Source organism: Kitasatospora sp. A2-31 (genome assembly GCF_022288725.1).
GTDB lineage: Bacteria > Actinomycetota > Actinomycetes > Streptomycetales > Streptomycetaceae > Kitasatospora.
Genome location: NZ_JAKNTA010000013.1, coordinates 212,003 through 227,661, shown reverse-complemented (window position 1 = coordinate 227,661; position 15,659 = coordinate 212,003). Strand labels below are relative to the sequence as shown.

Below are 15,659 nucleotides of genomic sequence, written 5' to 3'. Positions count from 1 at the left end.
TGGTCGCGGCCGAGTCGGCCGAGCGTGTCGGCGAGTTCGGCGGGCCGGTCGAGGTGTTCGACGAGGTAGGTGAACATCCGCTCCAGGTGGGACCGCTGGAACTCCATGGAGGCCGGGAAGAGCGAGCGCAAGTAGGGGCGGCGCAGGAACATGAACCGATAGAGGTGGTCGATCAGGTCCGCGAACGGGGTGACCAGGCCGAGGGTGCGCAGGATCAGCCGCTGGTCGGCCGCACCGTCGTAAGACCGGCCGGTGGGGGACGGCGCGCCGCCCCGTCCGTCCGCCGGCCCCGGGAACGCGGTCGCCGGGAACGCGGGTGCCGGGAACGCGGGTGCCGGGAACGCGGGTGCCGGCGCGAGGATCTGCCGGCGAAGGCGCATGGCGTGGTGGCGCGCGATCAACCGGTCGTACTCGGTGGACGCGGCGCTGCTGCTGATCTCCATGACCAGCAGCCTAACGATCCGTCAGATGCTCGACGTACACGCTCTGTTCACCTCGCGAACCGGCCCGATCGGCGGACCGGGCCGGTTCCGGGCAGGGCAGGGCCCGGAGGGTGCGCAGTTCCAGTGAACGTCCCGGCGGAGGGTCCCGGACAGAGCCGGTGGTCCCGACCGGCCCGGGACCACCGGCCTAACGGGGCCGCTCCGCCGGGGACTCCCGGCCCTCGGCGGGGGCGGCCGGCGTGGCGGATCCCACACCCTCGGCCGGCCCGGTCGCGGCCCAACTGGCGAGCAGACGAAGCGACTCGGCCGAGGGCGAGCCGGGCTCGGCGTGGTAGGTCACCAGCACCTGGTCCGGATCGCCGGCCGGCCGCAGCGTCTCGTAGCGCAGGGTCAGCCGGCCGACCACGGGGTGGTGCAGGTCCTTGGTGCCGTGGCCCTTGTCCCGGATGTCGTGCGCGGCCCAGAGCCGGCGGAAGTCCGCGCTCTTCAGCGAGAGTTCACCGATCAGCGAGGCCAGCCGGGGATCGTCGAGGTCCCGGCCGGCCTCCAACCGCAGGATGCCGACCACGTCCGTGGCCTTGCCCTCCCAGTCGTCGTACAGCTCACGCGCCGCCGGGTCCAGGAAGACGTGCCAGGCCATGTTCCGCTGCTCCGGCGGCATCGCGGAGAAGTCGCCGGTCAACGCGTTGCCGAGCCGGTTCCACGCGACGATGTCCAGCCGCCGTCCGAGCACGTACGCCGGGACGCCCTCCATCGCGTCGAGCAGTTGCTGCAGGGCGGGCCGCACCTGCTGGGGGCGGGCCGCCGCGGCGCGCCCGCTCCGGCGGCGGGGCGGCTTGGTGAGCCGCTGCAGGTGCTCGCGCTCGGCGGGGGTGAGCCGCAGGGCGCGCGCGATCGAGTCCAGCACGGCCGTGGAGACGTTCTCGCCGTGGCCCTGCTCAAGCCTGATGTAGTACGCCGTGCTCACGCCGGCCAGCTGGGCCAGCTCCTCGCGGCGCAGTCCGGGCACCCGCCGACGGGTGCCGTAGTCCGGCAGACCGACGTCCTCCGGCCGCAGCCGGGCCCGACGGGAGCGGAGGAATTCGCTGAGTTCGGTGCGCGGGTCCATGCGGCCCAGTATGAGGGTGAGCCTGCCAGTCGTACGTTGGCCGGTCGTACGCTGCCCGCGCGTAGGTTCCGCGGTCGTACGCGGGACCGTCGTACGACAACCGCTGACCTGGTTGCCACCGTCGCGCCGGCGCAGGCTGGGGCACATGACGAACACGATCGACACCGCGAACACCGCCACCGCCGCGAGCGCCGCCGGCCCGGCGGCCGGGGCCGGGGCCGGGCCGCGCACGGTCGCGGCGTACGCCGCCCCGGCCCCCAAGGCCCCGCTGGAGCGGACCACCGTCCCGCGCCGGGCGCTGGGCGAGCACGACATCCTGATCGACATCCGCTTCGCCGGCATCTGCCACTCCGACATCCACCAGGTCGCCGAGGACTGGGGCGACGGCATCTTCCCGATGGTCCCGGGCCACGAGATCGCCGGCGTGGTCGCCGAGGTCGGTCCCGGGGTGACCCGCTGGGCCGTCGGCGACCGGGTCGGGGTCGGCTGCTTCGTCGACTCCTGCCGCGAGTGCGACAACTGCCGGGCCGGCCTGCAGCAGTTCTGCACCGGTACCCCGGGCGCGGTCTTCACCTACAACGGCATCGGCCGCGACGGCGAGCCCACGTACGGCGGCTACTCCACCCAGCTGGTCGTGGACGAGGGGTACGCGCTGCGCATCCCCGACGCGCTGCCGCTGGACGTCGCCGCGCCGCTGCTCTGCGCCGGCATCACCCTCTACTCGCCGCTCAACCACTGGGGCGCCGGGCCGGGCAGGAAGGTCGCCGTCGTCGGCCTCGGCGGGCTGGGGCACATGGGCGTGCAGATCGCGCACGCCATGGGCGCCGAGGTCACCGTGCTCAGCCAGTCCCTGCGCAAGCGCGAGGACGGCCTGAAGCTCGGCGCGGACCACTACCGCGCCACCTCCGACCCGGCCACCTTCACCGAGCTGGCCGGCACCTTCGACCTGATCGTCAACACCGTCTCCGCCGACCTCGACCTGAGCGCGTACCTCGGCCTGCTGAAGACCGACGGCACCCTGGTCCAGGTGGGCGCACCGGAGAAGCCGGTCAGCATCAACGCCCACACCCTGCTGATCGGCCGCAAGTCCGTCTCCGGCTCGATGATCGGCGGCCTGCCGGAGACCCAGGAGATGCTGGACTTCTGCGCGGCCCACGGAATCGGCGCCGAGATCGAACTGATCCGCGCCGACCAGATCAACGACGCCTACGCCCGCGTCCTCACCAGCGACGTCCGCTACCGCTTCGTCATCGACACCGCGACCATCTGACCTCGCCGGTACGCCCACCACAGGTCACGACGCCCCGCCTCCGGTGCTCTCCTATCACCGGGGGCGGGGCGTCGTGGTGGGGCCGGACCGGGGTCAGGCTCGGGCCGGTCCGGGGGCCTTGCGGCGGAAGCGGCGCCGGCGTGCGGGCTGGTCGGGGAGCCAGCCGAAGGTGAGGCAGGCGCCCACCACTCCGATGATCATGCCGATCAGGAAGCCCCCCAGGTTGGAGGTGATCCAGCTGGCCAGCGAGCTGAGCACGGCGAGGACCGAGTAGAAGAGCCGCTGGGTGGGATTGACCAGGATCAGCACGCCGCAGATCACCATCACGACCGGCACCAGGTAGCCGGCCAGTCCCTGCATCCCGATGTGCAGGACGACGGGCAGCGGGGCCCGCAGGGTGAAGAGGATCTCCGCGCCGCCGAGCAGCACCAGCACGCCGCCCCAGAACGGGCGCCGGCCCCGCCAGCCCCGCCAACCGGGACGGGTCCGGGCCGCCGGCGCGGCCTCGGGCTCTCCGGGCGGCGCGGCCGCGGAGACCTCGGCGGCCGCGTCGTCCGCGGCGGTGCCGTTCCCGGCCGGGCCGGCGGCGTCGGGTACGGGGGCGGCCACCGTCAGCAGCCCTCCGAGCTGAAGCTCAGCCGCAGGTTGGGCAGCTTGAACGCCCCCGCCGTGGTGGCGTAGTTGTGCTGGCGCAGGTTGCGGATGTTGACGGTGTCGGCCTGCTGCCCGAACACGCCCGGCAGGCCCTTCACGCCGGCCTTGGTGAACGTGCTGGCGTCGCCGCCGATCTCCAGGTTGGTGAACGACGCGTCGCCGGAGAGCAGGTCCGAGTCGGTGGTGAGGTCGGTGGCGGTGACGGGGGTGCCCGCGTCGCCGGCCTTGATCAGCAGGTTGATGCCACCGAGGTCGACGCTCTGGCACAGCTTGGTGAGCGAGGCCTGCTTGATGGCGGAGACGGCGACCAGGACCTGCCCGCCGGTGTCACCTTGGTTCGGGCTGTCCTCGATCATGTGGTCCAGGCTGCCGAACTGCTCGAAGCCGACGCCCTCCAGGTTGTCGGCGGTGACGGTGAACGGCATGCCGGAGATGGCGAACTGGGCGGCTAGCACGCCCTGCGCCGTGAGGGTCATCAGGACCGCCCCGACCGCGACGGCGGGGACGGCCATCAGCGCGGTGCGCCTCAGCCGGACCCGGCCTCTTCTCTCGACGGGCGCGTCGGTGCTCTCGGGTGTGGGGGCGGCGTCCTCGGACGTGGCCATGTGTGCTCCCTCGGGTGGTGGGAAGTGCAGGCACTGGCACGTTGCCCTGGCGCGGACAGCGTTCTGCGGTCCGACCGGTGGCCCGCCTCTCGGCAGCGGGGCGGGCCGGTCGGACCGCAGTGGGTCACTGGGAAGCTACTGCCCGGTATCCGGCGGGTCAATACGGGTGCACGAAGGATCATCGTCCGCGTCCGGACCGGCCACCGTGACCTGCACCGGAGCAGTCGGGCTCAGCACGGGAACCTCCGCGAGCCGCCGGTGGGCCTCCGCCGGCCCGAGGAAGGGAGCCAGGCAGAACAGGCTCAACGCCGGCAGCAGATCCGGTAGTTGATCCGTCCGGCCGGCGTCGATCGCGCGATGCAGGGTGCGGTAGACGCCGCCCACGACCGCGTCCACCAATGCCTCCGCCCCCACCCCGCCCGGAGGTTCGGGCACCTCTGCGAAGAACGCCCGGAAGCGGGTGAGGAGTTGGGCGATCTCACGGCGCCCGGCCGGGCCGACGGCTTCGATCTCGATCACCGCCATGGTCGCGAACGCCGGGACTCCCGCGAGCAGGTTGAGCAGTGCGCGCAGCGACTCGCGGATCCCGGTGCACCAGTCCGGCGCCGCGGCGAACGCGGCCGCCATCCGCCGGATCACCACACCCGTGCCGTGCCGGTGGGCGGCCAGGAAGGCGTCCTCCTTCCCGCTGAACAGCTCGTAGAAGACCGGCCTGGTCACGCCGGCCGCGCGGCAGATGTCGCTCACCGTGGCGTGCTGGTAGCCGTGTTGGGCCACGGTGTGGACGAGCCCGTCGAGCAGCCGCTCCCGCTGGGTGGCGGCGACCACGTCGGGCGGCAGCCGGCTCGGGCCGCGCTTGATCGAGCGGGCCGGGTCGCGGCCGGTGCGCGCACCCGGCAGCAGTAGCGCCTCGGCGGCTGGAACGGCATCCGAGCTCATCGCCAACTCCCGTGCTTTGTCTTGACATTGACGCAAGGGCGGGTTTACAACACTCGCAGGTTTCCAATCGGGCGGCGTCGAGCCGCCGGAGGCCTTCACGCGTTCCGACTGTTCAGTATGGCGAACGCATGCCCGGCGGTGGCAGCCGTCGACGTGCACCCACGCAATCCCTGCACCAACTCGCCGTACCGGCGGGCCCGTGGCGCCGGGTCCGCCGCAGCAGCGGACGCGCCTTCCCCCCACACCTGCGCCCTCGCGCGCCGCACACCACGGCTCGGCAAGACCCCGCAGCACCGTCCCGCGCACCACACCGCCGCACCCCCGTGCGGCCCGCGGGGCTCCCCCACCGACTCCGCACGGAGAGAGGCACCCTCATGCGCATCCGCCGTACCCTCGGCGTCGCGGCCCTGGCCGCCGCCGCCCTGACCAGCGCCGCGATCACCCCGGCCCAGGCCGCCGGCCCCGCCGTGCTGACCCACACCGCCGTCGGGGGGCCCGACATCGCCGTCGGGGACGTCCTGACCGCCGACCTGGTCGCCGGCTCCTACGCCACCTTCTACTCCAGCGCGACCGGGACGAGCGGCATCAAGTGCGCCACGTCCTCCTTCTCCGCCACCGTCACCGGCAACCCGGCCGCACCGGGCGTGGCCACCGAGCAGCTGAACACCCAGACCTTCGGCTCCTGCACCGCCAACGTCGTCGGCGTCACCGGCGTCCAGAGCATCACGGTCAACAACCTCCCGTACACCAACTCGGTCAGCGACGCCGCCGGCAACCCGGTCACCCTCGCCCCGACGGCCGCCGGTCCGCTGCAGACCACGGTGGTGTTGAAGACCATCCTCGGCACCATCACCTGTGTCTACCGCGCACCCGGCAGCATCTCCGGCACCACCTCCAACACCGGCCAGACCATCGGCTTCGCGTCCCAGGCCTTCAACAAGGTCGCCGGTCCGAGCCTCTGCTTCGCGGCGGGCTACTTCTCCGCGACGTACGGGCCGGTGGTCGACAGCTCGGTCGCCGGCAGCCCGCACGTGTTCGTGAACTGAGACCGGCCGGGTCCCGAACGGTTGCCGGCCGCCCGGCCGCGGAAGCGCAGCGGGGCGGCGCGACGGCCCGGCGGCCCGGCGGCCCGATAGCGGGCAGCAGGCGCAGGCAGCGTGCGGCGGCCCCGGTCGCCGCACGCCGCTCGGCGTGCCCCGGCCACGCACCCGACCCGGCACACCCCGGGAACAACCCCGAACGACCCGGGACAGCGAAGTGACCGGCCGGTAAGGTGCGGGGTCACAGGCCACCCGGCGCGGGGCCCGGTCCGTGGGCCCGGGCGCCCGGGCCACGGGCCAGGGCACACCGACGGGAGTGAAGCGCATGCGCGGCGAGGGCACGGGGTTCTTCGAGTCGGCGGCGGACGCCGCCGCCCAGCTGGCCGAGACCGGCTACCTGGCCTCCACCGCGGTGGCCACCACCGTCTTCCTCGCCGACCGGCTGGGCAAGCCGCTGCTGGTCGAGGGCCCGGCCGGGGTCGGCAAGACGGAGCTGGCCAAGGCCCTGGCCGAGATCGGCCGGGCCCGACTGGTGCGACTGCAGTGCTACGAGGGCATCGACGAGGCCCGGGCGCTCTACGAGTGGAACCACGCCAAGCAGTTGCTGCGCATCACCGCCGGGCGGGACGAGGGCTGGGACCGCGCCCGTACCGACATCTTCGGCGAGGAGTTCCTGCTCACCCGGCCCCTGCTGACCGCCATCCGCGGCGACGAGCCGACCGTGCTGCTGATCGACGAGATGGACAAGGCCGACGTCGAGGTGGAGGCGCTGCTGCTGGAGGTGCTCAGCGACTTCCAGGTCACCGTCCCGGAGTTGGGCACCATCACGGCGACCCGGCGCCCGTTCGTCCTGCTCACCTCCAACGCCACCCGCGAGCTCTCCGAGGCGCTCCGCCGCCGCTGCCTCTTCCTCCACCTGGACTACCCGGACGCCGAGCTGGAGCGCCGCATCGTCCGGCTGAAGGTCCCCGGCCTGGACGCGGTGCTGGCCGAGTCGCTGGTCCGGGTGGTCGGGGCCCTGCGGGCGATGGAGCTGCGCAAGGCACCGTCGGTGGCGGAGACCATCGACTGGGCCCGCACCCTGCTCGCGCTCGGCGCGGAGACCCTGGACGAGGCGGTGGTCCGCGACACCCTCGGCGTGATCCTCAAGCACCAGGACGACGTGGTGAAGGCCGCCCAGAAGCTCACCCGCGCATGACCGCCCCCGCGCCGCGCCGCGCCGCCGGCACCGGAGCCCCCGCCCAGGCGGCCGCCGCCGACGCCGAGGCCTCCACGCCCACGACCGACGGCCCCGACGTCGCCGCCCGGCTGACCGGGCTGGTCCGGGCGCTGCGCGGCCACGGCCTGCGGATCGGTCCGGCCGAGACGGTGGACGCCGCCGCCGTGGTCGACGTCCTCGGCCTCGCCGACCGGGAGCAGCTGCGGGCCGGCCTGGCCGCCGCACTGCTGCGCTCCGAGGGCCAGCGCGGCGCCTACGACGCCACGTTCGACCTCTTCTTCCCGCTCGGCGTCGGCGCGCCCGAGTCCGCCCGGGCCGGGGCCGCGACCGACCCCGAGCAGTCGTCCCCCGACACCCCGGGCGGCCCCGACGGCGACGCCGGACCCGAGGAGCTTCGCGAGCGGCTGCGCGAGCGCCTCGTCGCCGCGCTGGCCGCCGACGACCGGGCCGCACAGGCCCGGCTCGCGGGCGAGGCGGTCGCCGCGTTCGGCCGCTACGACGGCGGTGCCACCCCGGGCTCGGACGGCTGGTCCGCCTACCAGACCCTCGGCCGGCTCGCGCCCGAGACCCTGCTGGCCCGCGTCCTGGCGGCGCTGCGCGCGGGCCCGGCCGCGGACGTCCCCAGCGCGGTGGCCGACGCGACCGACGTGGCCGACCGCGTGCTCGCCGACGAGGTCCGGCGCCGGATCCAGGGCTTCCGGGCGATGGTCGGCACCGAGGCCCGACGCCGGGTGGCCGAGCTGCGCGGCCCGGAGCGGATCGCCGAACGGGCCGTCGCGCCCACCGCCGACCGGATCGACTTCCTGACCGCCGGCCGCGACCAGCTCGCCGAACTCCGGCGCACGGTAAACCCGTTGGCCCGGAAGCTGGCCACCCGGCTGGCCGCGCGGCGGCGCCGGGCCGCCCGCGGGCAGATCGACCTGCGCCGCACGTTGCGGCGCTCGCTCTCCACCGGCGGGGTGCCGCTGCGCCCGGCGCACCGGGTCCGCCGGCCGGCCCGACCGGAGATCGTACTGCTCTGCGACGTCTCCGGCTCGGTGGCCGGGTTCGCCGACTTCACCATGCTGCTGGTCCAGGCGATGCGGGACCAGTTCAGCAAGGTCCGGGTGTTCGCCTTCGTCAACCGCACCGCCGAGGTGACCGGCCTGCTGTCCGCGGGGGGCACCGACCCGGCCGCGCTGGCCCGGCGGATCCTCACCGAGGCCAAGGTGATGGGCTACCACGGCAACAGCGACTACGGCTCGGCGCTGGCCGGGTTCGCCGAGCACCACCTGGACGCGGTCGGGCCGCGCACCAGCGTGCTGATCCTCGGGGACGCGCGGAACAACCAGCGCGACCCGCAGCCGGACGCGCTGCGCCGGATCGCCGCACGGGCGCGGCGGGTGTACTGGCTCAATCCGGAGCAGCCCGCGCTCTGGGGCACCGGGGACTCGGCGGCGCCCGTCTACGCGGAGGTGGTGGAGATGCACTCCTGCCGCAACGCCCGCCGCCTCGGCGAGTTGATCGCCCGGCTGCTGCCGCTCTGACGCTCGCTCGATGATGCGTCAGAACGGCAGCCGAGCCACTACGTGGGGGAGGTCGGTGCCCGCGGGTCGGCTCAGCCGTCCAGGTGTCGCAGGAAGTCCAGCAGCGCGGCGTTGACCTCGGCCGGGCGCTCCTGCTGCGTCCAGTGCCCCGCACCGGCCAGCGTGACGTGCCGGTGCAGCTTGGGCGTGAGCTTGTCGAGCAGGAGGGCCGTGGCCTCCGGGCCGACCAGTGCCGTCACCATGTCCCGGTCCCCCGCCACGTAGAGCGCGGGCACCTCGATGGCCCGCCCGGCGAAGGCGGCGCCCAGCTCGTTGTTGCGGTCGATGTTCCGGTACCAGTTGAGCGGGCCGGTGAAGGCGTGCTCGCCGTGCTCGGCGTAGTCGGCGCCGAAGGCCTCGATGTCGTCCTCGGTGAGCCAGTGCGGCAGCTTCTCCGGGTCGGGCACGGTGTCCAGCAGGGTCCTGCCCTCCGGGACGACCCAGGCGGCTGGGCGGTCGGCCCCCGGGCGGTCGCCGGAGCCGCTGAACAGGATGCGGCGGAAGGTCGAGCGCGGGTCCTGGGCGAGCTCGGCGTCGGCGACGCCGGGCTGCTGGAAGTAGTTCTGGTAGAAGCCGTCGCCGAACCGCTCCCGGGCCTGCGCCAGCGGCGGCAGTCCGGTGACCGGCAGCGGCGGCACGCTGAGGCCGGCCACGCCGCGCACCAGGTCGGGCCGGAGCGCGGCGGCGGCCCAGGCGACGGGCGCGCCCCAGTCGTGGCCGACCACCACGGCCGGCTCGCCGCCGCCGAGCGCGGTGATCAGGCCGGTGACGTCGCCGACCAGGTGGAGGAGGGTGTAGGCGTCGACGGCCGCCGGCTGCTCGCTGCGGGCGTAGCCGCGCTGGTCGGGGGCGACCACGCGGTAGCCGGCGGCGACGAGCGGGGCGAACTGGTGGCGCCAGGAGTACCAGCTCTCCGGGAAGCCGTGCAGCAGCAGGACCAGCGGCCCCTCGCCCTGCTCGGCGAGGTGCAGCCGGACGCCGTTCACCTCGATCGCGCGGTGCTGGATGTCGCCGTAGGCACTGTCGGTGTGCCTGGTCATGTTGCCCACCCCTGCTCCTCAGGTCGCGTCATGTCGTCACGGGCCGGAATCCGTCCGACCGTTCGCTATCCGTCCTGCCCCACCGGCCGGACGGGGAACCCCGGATCCCCGCCCGAAGCGGCCCGACCCGCAGTCGTGGTCTCCCGTCGCACTCCCCCGGGGCCACGGCGCCCGGACGGAGCAGCGGGCGGGGCGGGGCGGCGGCCGTGCGGGTACGTTCGCGGTGTGCAGCAGAGGTCACACCACGTCAGGAGACCCGCGGCGGCCTCGGCCGTCGCCGCGCTGGTCCTCGTCTCCGCAGCGCCGGCGGCCACCGCGCAGGACGCGGTCGGCGTGGTCGGCGGGGAGCGGCTGGGCCGCTCCGCCGTCCAGGTGGCGCCGCTGCCCGGCGCGCCCGCCCTGCCGTCACCGCTGACCGGGCGCTCCTGGCTGATCGCGGACGCGGCCACCGGTGAGGTGCTGGCGGCGCAGAACGCCCACCTGCCGCTGCCGCCGGCCAGCACGCTGAAGATGCTGTTCGCGGACACCGTGCTGCCCAAGTTCGACCGCTCGCTGGAGCACCGGGTGGCGTCGGCCGAGCTGGCCGGCCTGGGCGCGGGCAGCAGCCTGGTCGGCATCAAGGAGAACCTGCCGTACCGGGTCGAGGACCTCTGGCGGGGCGTCTTCCTCAGCTCCGGCAACGACGCCGTCCACGTGCTGGCCCACATGAACGGCGGCCTCGCGCAGACCGTGGCGCAGATGCAGGCCCGTGCGGTCTCCCTGCAGGCCCGGGACACCCACGTGGTCTCGCCGGACGGCTACGACATGGACGGCCAGGTCTCCTCGGCGTACGACCTGACGCTGTTCGCCCGGGCGGGGCTGCGCAACGCCGACTTCCGCGCGTACTGCTCCACCCGGACCGCCCGCTTCCCGGGCGGGGTCGACAAGACGACCGGGCAGCGGACCTCTTTCGACATCGCCAACACCGACCGGCTGCTCGGCAAGTACCCCGGGCTGATCGGGGTGAAGAACGGCTACACCACCAATGCCGGGTCCACCTTCACCGGTGCGGCCGAACGCGACGGCCGCACGCTGCTGGTGACGGTGATGCACCCGGAGGCGCAGGCCACCGTCTACGACGAGGCCGCGAGCCTGCTGGACTGGGGGTTCGCGGCGGTCGGCAAGGTCGAGCCGGTCGGGTACCTGGCGGAGGAGCCGGCCGATCCGTCCGCGGCCGCGTCGGCCGAACCCAGCCCGGGTGTGCTGCCCCACGCGATCCGGCAGGCCGGCCGCGCGCTCGGCCCGGGCGGCTGGACGGCCGTCGCGCTCGGCGGAGCGCTGGTGCTGCTGGCCGCCGGCCGGTCGCTGATCCACCGGCGCCCCGGCCCGGTGGCGGTCACCGAGGCTCCTCCGGTCCCGGTCGCGTTCACCCGCACGGGCGCCACGGCGCTCGGCGGCTCGACCGCGGTGGGCGGGCGCCGCCGGCGCAGGTCCGTCCGCGCCGCCCGCGCCGTCCGCCGGACGGTCGACTCGGCCCGCCGGCGGCTGCGCCGGGTGTGACCGGCGAGGGCGCCGGCGGAGCGACCCGGTGCGGCCCCGGGCAGGGCCTAGACTTCCCGGCATGAACGCCCCCACGCCCGACCCCGCCCGGCAGGAACGGCTCGCACGCCTGGTCCGCCTCGCCTCGGGGAGCTACCTGCTGGTGACGACCTACAAGAAGGACGGCACCGGCGTGCCGACCCCGGTCTGGGTGGTCCGCGACGGCGACGCACTGGGCATCTGGACGGTCGCGGATTCCTGGAAGGCCAAGCGGATCCGCAACCGCGCCGACGTCACGGTCGGGCCCTGCGACGTCAAGGGCCGGCCGACCGGTGATCAGTACCCGGCCACCGCCGAGATCCTCGGGCCCGAGCGGACCGCCGCCTACCGGACGCTGCTGCGGCAGAAGTACGGCCTCCTGGGCGTGCTCACCCTGCTCGGCAGCCGGCTGCGGCGCGGCGAGCGCGGCACCGTCGGCATCCGGATCACGCTGACCGACTGACGCCCTCCCCCGGGGCCGTGCGGGCGGACGGCCCCGGCCTCCGGCCCGACCCGGCTCCCCCGCAGCGGGCCCGCGGCGCACCGCCGCGCACCCGGGACGCACCCGTGGCTCACCCGGCGGGCCCGCTACAGAGGCGCCGGCCCGCGCCCGGTGGCGGGCCCTTGAGCGGCGACCCGCCCGGCCGGGGCGTCCCAGCGCTCGGCGCGGCCGCAGGTGTCCAGGATCACCCGGGCGACCAGTCCGGGGTCGTCGCTCATCGGCACGTGCCCGCAGCCGGGCAGCCGCACCAGCCGGGCGTCGGGCAGTTCGTGCAGCGCGCGGACGCCCTGACGCCGCAGCAGGATGCGGTCCCGGGAGCCCCAGGCGACCGTGACGGGGAGCGCGGCGAGGTCCCCGCTGAAGCGCAGGCCGCGGCCGGCCGACAGGGTGGGCTCGAAACCGGTCGCCTCCCGCAGCGCCCTGGTCTCGGCGGCCGCCGCAGCGGCATCTCGCCGGCCCGGGCGGGCGTAGATGGTGGAGACCAGCCCCGCCCGTCCGATCCGGGTACGGGCCAGCCGTTCGACGGCGGGCTGCGGCAGCAGCCGCGCGCCGATCCGCATCCCGCCGAGGACGGCGTAGGCGTAGCGGCGCTCGGCCTCCGTCCAGAAGCCGGCCGGGGCGAGCGCCGTCACCGAAGCGGCCAGCCCCGCCTTGCCGAGCCCGAGCGCCAGCAGCCCGCCGAGCGAGTTCCCGGCGACGTGCGGGCGCTCGATCCCCAGGGCCGCGCAGAGCCGGCCGAGCAGAGGGACGACCGCGTCCAGCCCGTACGGAACCCCCGGCGGGAGCGACGGCGAGGCGCCGAACCCCGGCAGGTCGACGGCGATCACCTCGTGCCGCTCGGCGAGCGCGGGCAACACCGGCTCCCAGGCCTGCCAGTGGTGGCCGATGCCGTGCAGCAGGAGGAGCGGGCTGCCGGCGCCGAGCCGCTGGTAGCGCGCGGTCACCGCGCCGGGGCCGTACGGGGCGGGCAGCGGGAAGGTCACGTCGGCGGGCATGCGGCTCCTCTGTGAGATCTGGAGTCAACAAGAATTACCGGGCGGTAGCCCGCGCCACAAGACTCCTGCGCCGGGCGACCGTCCAGCCGGCGGCGCCGACCGCCTCCTCCCCTGCACGAACCGTTCTGGTGCGTACATGACGACCAACTGTTCTCCCGCTGTACGTCTTGTCGTCGGCCGGCGCCCGCGGTACGGAGCGGTCGGCGCTGCTACAACCTCAGCGCCCGGCGTTCCACCGACTGGTCAGACCACCGGATCGTCAGATCCCAGACCTCCAGGCCGGCGGGCCCACCGCCCGTCCGGCCGCCCTAAGGAGAGCCCATGCGGCGAACCGATCGAGTCCGGCTCCGCACGACGGCGGTGGTGTCCGCCGTCGTGGTGGGAGCGCTGCCGGCCCTACCGGCCACCACCGCGCAGGCGGTGTCGCCGGACGTCGTGATCAGCCAGGTGTACGGCGGGGGCGGCAACTCCGGCGCCCCGTACACCAACGACTTCGTCGAGCTGTACAACCGCGGCACCACCGCGGTGAACGTCACCGGCTGGACCGTGCAGTACGCCTCGGCCGGCGGCTCGTCCTGGTCACGGACCACCCTGACCGGGACCATCGCGCCCGGGAGGTACTACCTGGTCCAGGAGGCCGCCGGGTCCGGCTCGGGCGCGGCACTGCCGGCCCCGGACGCCACCGGGACCCTCGCGCTCAGCGCCACCTCCGGCAAGGTCGCCCTGGTGACCGGCGGCACCGCACTGACCTGCGCCTCGGGCTGCGCCACCCAGCCCGGTGTGAAGGACTTCGTCGGCTACGGCTCCACCGCCAGTTCGGCCGAGGGCTCGCCCACCGGCAACCTCTCCAACACCACCGCCGCGCTGCGGGCCGGAAGCGGCGCGACCGACACCGACGACAACGCGGCCGACTTCGCGACCGGTGCGCCCACCCCGCGCAACTCCTCCCCCACCGGCGGCGGTTCGGGCGGGGGGACCCGAATACACGACATCCAGGGCGCGGCCCGCACCTCCCCGCTGGCCGGGTCGTCGGTCAGCGCCGTGCCCGGCGTGGTCACCGCCGTCGGCGCGAGCGGCTTCTGGTACCAGGACCCGGCCCCGGACACCGACCCGGCCACCAGCGAGGCCGTCTACGTCTACACGGCGGGCGCGCCCGGCGTCGCCCTCGGCGACTCGGTGAAGGTCGGCGCCACCGTGGCCGAGTACCGCCCCGGCGGCACCGGCGGGACCACCAACCTCACCGTCACCGAGCTCACCTCCCCCACCGTCACCGTGCTCGCCCACAACGCCCCGCTGCCGGCCGCGACGGTGGTCGGCGCCGGAGGGCGGGTACCCCCCGCCTCGGTGATCTCCTCCGTCACCACGGGCGACGTCGAGACGGCCGGCGGCTTCCGGCCCGCCACCGACGGCCTCGACTTCTGGGAGTCCCTGGAGGGCATGCGGGTCGAGCTCGACAACGCGGCCGTGGTCGGCCCGCGCAGCCGCTTCGGCGAGATCCCCGTCGTCCCGCAGGGCAGCACCACCCGCACCAACCGCGGCGGGATCCTGCTCCAGGCGGCCGACGGCAACCCGGAGCGGGTGCTCCTCGACGACGTGCTCGCCCCCACCCCGACCGCCGACGTCGGCGACACGCTCAGCGGCGCGACCGTCGGCGTGCTCGACTACTCCTTCGGGAACTTCAAGCTCCTGGTCACCGCGGCCCCCTCGGTCGCCTCCGGCGGCATCGCGCCCGAGACCACCACCGCGGCCGCCGCCGGCGAGCTCGCCACTGCGACGTTCAACGTGGAGAACCTGGCGCCGAGCGACCCGCAGAGCAAGTTCGACGGCCTCGCGGCCGGCATCGTCACCAACCTCCGCTCGCCCGACCTGGTCGCGCTGGAGGAGATCCAGGACAACAGCGGCGCCGCCGACGACGGCACCGTGGCCGCCGACCAGACGCTCGCCAAGCTGACCGCCGCCGTCACCGCGGCGGGCGGGCCGGCCTATTCCTACCGCCAGATCAACCCGGTCGACGACCAGGACGGCGGCCAGCCCGGCGGCAACATCCGCCAGGTGTTCCTCTTCCGCACCGACCGCGGCCTCACCTTCACCGACCGCCCCGGCGCCGGCTCCACCACCGCCGACTCGGTCGTCGACAACGGCGGCACCCCGGCCCTCGCCTACTCCCCCGGCCGGATCGCCCCCACCGACTCCGCCTTCAACGCCAGCCGGAAGCCGCTGGCCGGCGAGTTCCGCTGGAACGGCCGCCCGCTCTTCGTCATCGCCAACCACTTCAACTCCAAGGGCGGCGACCAGCCCCTCTTCGGCCGCTACCAGCAGCCCGCCCACCCGTCCGAGACCCAGCGGCACGCCCAGGCCGCAGTGGTGAAGGGCTTCACCGACCAGATCCTCGCGGTCGACCCGAACGCCTCGGTGATCGTCCTCGGTGACCTCAACGACTTCGAGTTCTCCAGGACCGCCGACCTGCTGACCGCCGGCGGCTCACTGGTCGACCTGCCGCGCACGCTGCCGCTCGCCGAGCGCTACACCTACGTCTACGAGGGCAACTCCCAGGTCCTGGACCACATCCTGATCTCACCGGCCCTGGCTGCGCGGCCGTACGGCTACGACATCGTCCACCTCAACAGCGAGTTCGCCACCCAGCTCAGCGACCACGACCCCCAGGTCGTCCGCATCGCGCTGCCGTAGCGCTCCGCGTGCGGTTCCGGCCCCGTGCGGTTCC

Annotated in this window: 13 protein-coding genes and 1 pseudogene; 7 read left to right on the top strand and 7 right to left on the bottom strand. The window is 74.6% G+C overall.

Annotated elements, in window-relative coordinates:
* Both MCM47_RS30625 and MCM47_RS30620 read right to left on the bottom strand, forming a co-directional pair.
* Nucleotides 1-443: pseudogene (locus tag MCM47_RS30625) on the bottom strand (flavohemoprotein); the annotation flags it as partial.
* 187 nt (nucleotides 444-630) lie between these two features.
* Entirely contained in the window at nucleotides 631-1,551 is a 921-nt protein-coding gene (locus MCM47_RS30620; RefSeq protein ID WP_238865018.1) for a helix-turn-helix domain-containing protein, read from the bottom strand.
* 145 nt (nucleotides 1,552-1,696) lie between these two features.
* Between MCM47_RS30620 and MCM47_RS30615 the strand changes: the two genes are divergently transcribed.
* A complete protein-coding gene (locus MCM47_RS30615) occupies nucleotides 1,697-2,821 on the top strand; it encodes an NAD(P)-dependent alcohol dehydrogenase (RefSeq protein WP_238865016.1) in 1,125 nt (374 codons plus the stop codon).
* Nucleotides 2,822-2,914: 93 nt separating this feature from the next.
* On the opposite strand, the gene MCM47_RS30610 is transcribed toward MCM47_RS30615, so the two are convergent.
* From MCM47_RS30610 to MCM47_RS30600, 3 genes are all read right to left on the bottom strand, one after another.
* A complete protein-coding gene (locus MCM47_RS30610) occupies nucleotides 2,915-3,430 on the bottom strand; it encodes a DUF6114 domain-containing protein (protein ID WP_238865014.1) in 516 nt (171 codons plus the stop codon).
* Between the two features lie 2 nt (nucleotides 3,431-3,432).
* Nucleotides 3,433-4,080, bottom strand: a complete 648-nt coding sequence (locus tag MCM47_RS30605) for a DUF6230 family protein (RefSeq protein WP_238865011.1) — start codon at nucleotides 4,078-4,080, stop codon at nucleotides 3,433-3,435.
* A 135-nt stretch (nucleotides 4,081-4,215) separates the two neighbouring features.
* Nucleotides 4,216-5,019, bottom strand: coding sequence for a TetR/AcrR family transcriptional regulator (locus tag MCM47_RS30600; protein WP_238865010.1), 804 nt, complete (start codon nucleotides 5,017-5,019; stop codon nucleotides 4,216-4,218).
* 374 nt (nucleotides 5,020-5,393) lie between these two features.
* Here MCM47_RS30600 and MCM47_RS30595 point away from each other — a divergent pair, with 374 nt between their 5' ends.
* From MCM47_RS30595 to MCM47_RS30585, 3 genes are all read left to right on the top strand, one after another.
* Entirely contained in the window at nucleotides 5,394-6,065 is a 672-nt protein-coding gene (locus MCM47_RS30595) for a Tat pathway signal sequence domain protein (protein ID WP_238865007.1), read from the top strand.
* A 319-nt stretch (nucleotides 6,066-6,384) separates the two neighbouring features.
* Nucleotides 6,385-7,257 (top strand): MoxR family ATPase, encoded by an 873-nt coding sequence (locus tag MCM47_RS30590; RefSeq protein WP_238865105.1) that lies wholly within the window; start codon nucleotides 6,385-6,387, stop codon nucleotides 7,255-7,257.
* On the top strand, nucleotides 7,254-8,804 hold the full coding sequence (locus MCM47_RS30585; RefSeq protein WP_238865005.1) for a VWA domain-containing protein: 1,551 nt from the start codon (nucleotides 7,254-7,256) through the stop codon (nucleotides 8,802-8,804). The genes MCM47_RS30590 and MCM47_RS30585 overlap by 4 nt, the downstream gene beginning before the upstream one ends.
* Nucleotides 8,805-8,875: 71 nt before the next feature.
* Here MCM47_RS30585 and MCM47_RS30580 read toward each other — a convergent pair whose 3' ends face one another.
* Nucleotides 8,876-9,883, bottom strand: a complete 1,008-nt coding sequence (locus MCM47_RS30580) for an alpha/beta fold hydrolase (protein WP_238865003.1) — start codon at nucleotides 9,881-9,883, stop codon at nucleotides 8,876-8,878.
* 225 nt (nucleotides 9,884-10,108) lie between these two features.
* Here MCM47_RS30580 and MCM47_RS30575 point away from each other — a divergent pair, with 225 nt between their 5' ends.
* Nucleotides 10,109-11,422 carry a D-alanyl-D-alanine carboxypeptidase family protein gene (locus MCM47_RS30575; protein ID WP_238865001.1) on the top strand — a complete coding sequence of 438 codons (1,314 nt, stop codon included), beginning with the start codon at nucleotides 10,109-10,111 and terminating at the stop codon, nucleotides 11,420-11,422.
* Between the two features lie 61 nt (nucleotides 11,423-11,483).
* Nucleotides 11,484-11,903 (top strand): PPOX class F420-dependent oxidoreductase, encoded by a 420-nt coding sequence (locus MCM47_RS30570; protein WP_238864999.1) that lies wholly within the window; start codon nucleotides 11,484-11,486, stop codon nucleotides 11,901-11,903.
* A gap of 125 nt (nucleotides 11,904-12,028) precedes the next feature.
* Here the strand turns inward: MCM47_RS30570 and MCM47_RS30565 are convergent, their stop codons facing one another.
* Nucleotides 12,029-12,937, bottom strand: coding sequence for an alpha/beta fold hydrolase (locus tag MCM47_RS30565; protein WP_238864997.1), 909 nt, complete (start codon nucleotides 12,935-12,937; stop codon nucleotides 12,029-12,031).
* Nucleotides 12,938-13,258: 321 nt separating this feature from the next.
* Between MCM47_RS30565 and MCM47_RS41990 the strand changes: the two genes are divergently transcribed.
* Nucleotides 13,259-15,625 (top strand): lamin tail domain-containing protein, encoded by a 2,367-nt coding sequence (locus MCM47_RS41990; RefSeq protein ID WP_255752990.1) that lies wholly within the window; start codon nucleotides 13,259-13,261, stop codon nucleotides 15,623-15,625.
* The last annotated feature ends 34 nt before the right edge of the window (nucleotides 15,626-15,659 follow it).

What these genes read in the sequence shown, in the direction of transcription:
- MCM47_RS30620 (WP_238865018.1), bottom strand. Translation starts at nt 1,551, where the DNA reads ATGGACCCGCGCACCGAACTCAGCGAATTCCTCCGCTCCCGTCGGGCC.
- MCM47_RS30615 (WP_238865016.1), top strand. Translation starts at nt 1,697, where the DNA reads ATGACGAACACGATCGACACCGCGAACACCGCCACCGCCGCGAGCGCC.
- MCM47_RS30605 (WP_238865011.1), bottom strand. Translation starts at nt 4,080, where the DNA reads ATGGCCACGTCCGAGGACGCCGCCCCCACACCCGAGAGCACCGACGCG.
- MCM47_RS30600 (WP_238865010.1), bottom strand. Translation starts at nt 5,019, where the DNA reads ATGAGCTCGGATGCCGTTCCAGCCGCCGAGGCGCTACTGCTGCCGGGT.
- MCM47_RS30595 (WP_238865007.1), top strand. Translation starts at nt 5,394, where the DNA reads ATGCGCATCCGCCGTACCCTCGGCGTCGCGGCCCTGGCCGCCGCCGCC.
- MCM47_RS30590 (WP_238865105.1), top strand. Translation starts at nt 6,385, where the DNA reads ATGCGCGGCGAGGGCACGGGGTTCTTCGAGTCGGCGGCGGACGCCGCC.
- MCM47_RS30585 (WP_238865005.1), top strand. Translation starts at nt 7,254, where the DNA reads ATGACCGCCCCCGCGCCGCGCCGCGCCGCCGGCACCGGAGCCCCCGCC.
- MCM47_RS30580 (WP_238865003.1), bottom strand. Translation starts at nt 9,883, where the DNA reads ATGACCAGGCACACCGACAGTGCCTACGGCGACATCCAGCACCGCGCG.
- MCM47_RS30570 (WP_238864999.1), top strand. Translation starts at nt 11,484, where the DNA reads ATGAACGCCCCCACGCCCGACCCCGCCCGGCAGGAACGGCTCGCACGC.
- MCM47_RS30565 (WP_238864997.1), bottom strand. Translation starts at nt 12,937, where the DNA reads ATGCCCGCCGACGTGACCTTCCCGCTGCCCGCCCCGTACGGCCCCGGC.
- MCM47_RS41990 (WP_255752990.1), top strand. Translation starts at nt 13,259, where the DNA reads ATGCGGCGAACCGATCGAGTCCGGCTCCGCACGACGGCGGTGGTGTCC.